Genomic DNA, 1,734 nt, shown 5'->3' with positions numbered 1-1,734 from the left:
TGACCGAAAAGCGAGATGCAAGCCCCTGGCTTTAGACATGGGGATAAGTCGGCAGCGGTTTCAACCGCCTTCAGTATTTAACAAAGCTTAATGCTGAATTAGCACCATATACAGCTTTATGCTGTATAACTATAGTATGAGCATTAAATACAAGTCAAACAAAAACATTGTCTACTCTTGCAAATATCACATCGTGTGGTGTCCCAAATATCGTCGCAAGGTTTTAATTGAAGGCGTTGAGACTCGTCTGAAAGAGATATTATTAGATGTGGCGACTGAGTTTAAGAGTGAATTGATCGAGATGGAGGTAATGCCAGATCACGTCCACCTTTTAGTCGAATGCGATCCTCAATTTGGGATTGCCAAACTAATTCGTTACATGAAAGGGCGCTCATCTCGATATCTTCGCCAAGAATTTCCTTGGCTAAAGAGCCGATTGCCGACGCTGTGGACTAACAGTTACTTTATTTCAACTGTCGGTGGTGCGCCTATCTCAGTAGTTAAGCAGTATATTGAAAATCAAAAAAATGTTTAACTATGGTTGCCAACAAAATTTAATTAGCCCAGATCAAGCTTTGAAAAGTATCCTAGAATTTGTTTGTGAAGAATCAAACAAATTAGCCAATTGCGGGCTTTACTATTCTCGGCAATTGTATTTCAAAACTGGGAAATTCCCAAGGAAAGCCACTTTACACAGACTGTTGAAAGGCAATCCCCATTTCAAGGCATTGTATTCTCACGTAGCTCAACAGACTTTAACGACTGTGGCAGAGTCATTTCAGTCTTATATTGGACTACTTAAGGGCATCAAAAAAGGTACGGTCACACAACACCCTAAACTGCCGGGATACCGCAAAAACAGCCTTAAGCTGGCGACGTTTCCCAAGGCGGATGTAAAGTTAAAAAATGGGCAATTAAGGTTTCCCCTAGGAGGTAAAGTTAAACTATGGTTTGGAATTAGTGAATTCTATCTGCCAATGCCGTCAAACTTGGATTACGACAAAATCCGAGAAATTCGCATCTTGCCAAGAAATGGGCAATTTTATGCTGAATTTGTCTATAAAGTCCCGCCGATAGCAGTTGAGTTAGACGCTAGTAAAGCTCTAGGTATTGACCCAGGGCTAAATAATTGGCTGACCTGTGTGTCTAATGTGGGGACAAGTTTAATTGTAGATGGACTGCACCTAAAATCATTAAATCAGTGGTACAACAAACGAGTTGCAGGAGTCAAAGAGGACAAGCCTCAAGGCTTTTGGTCTAAACAATTAGGGAGAATTACGGAAAAACGAAATAGACAAGTTAGGGATGCCGTCAATAAAGCAGCTAGATTGGTATTGAATCACTGCCTAAAGAACCAAATAGGCACTATCGTATTTGGCTGGAACAAAGGAATGCGTCAAGAAATCAATCTTGGAAGTAAAACTAATCAAAGTTTTGTGCAAATTCCTACCGCACGATTAAAGGATAGGATTTCTCAGCTTTGCGAACAACATGGCATTCAATTTGTTGAAACTGAAGAAAGCTATACGAGTAAGGCGAGTTTTTTAGATTCGGATGAACTACCTAAGTTCGGTGAAAAACCCGAAGGGTGGAAAGAGTCTGGGAAACGTGTCAAGCGTGGCTTGTATCACTCAAAAGATGGAAGCAAAATTAATGCAGACTGCAACGGCGCTGCAAACATTTTGCGAAAAGTAGCGACAACTTTAGGGCTTTGCCTTGAAGGAGTCAGTAGGG

2 protein-coding genes are annotated in these 1,734 nt (G+C 40.9%); both read left to right on the top strand.

Features of this window, described 5'->3' with window-relative positions; genetic code table 11:
* Positions 1–136 precede the first annotated feature (136 nt).
* Positions 137–535, top strand: a complete 399-nt coding sequence (tnpA, locus tag QUB52_RS29045) for an IS200/IS605 family transposase (protein ID WP_332968132.1) — start codon at positions 137–139, stop codon at positions 533–535.
* Positions 513–1,734: RNA-guided endonuclease InsQ/TnpB family protein (locus QUB52_RS29040; RefSeq protein WP_332976348.1), on the top strand; the 1,222-nt coding region annotated here is incomplete at its 3' end. The genes tnpA and QUB52_RS29040, both read left to right, overlap by 23 nt.

This window comes from Microcoleus sp. A6-C6 (assembly GCF_036705955.1).
Lineage (GTDB): Bacteria > Cyanobacteriota > Cyanobacteriia > Cyanobacteriales > Microcoleaceae > Microcoleus.
This window is presented reverse-complemented; position numbering and strand designations above follow the sequence as displayed.

What these genes read in the sequence shown, in the direction of transcription:
- tnpA (WP_332968132.1), top strand. Translation starts at nt 137, where the DNA reads ATGAGCATTAAATACAAGTCAAACAAAAACATTGTCTACTCTTGCAAA.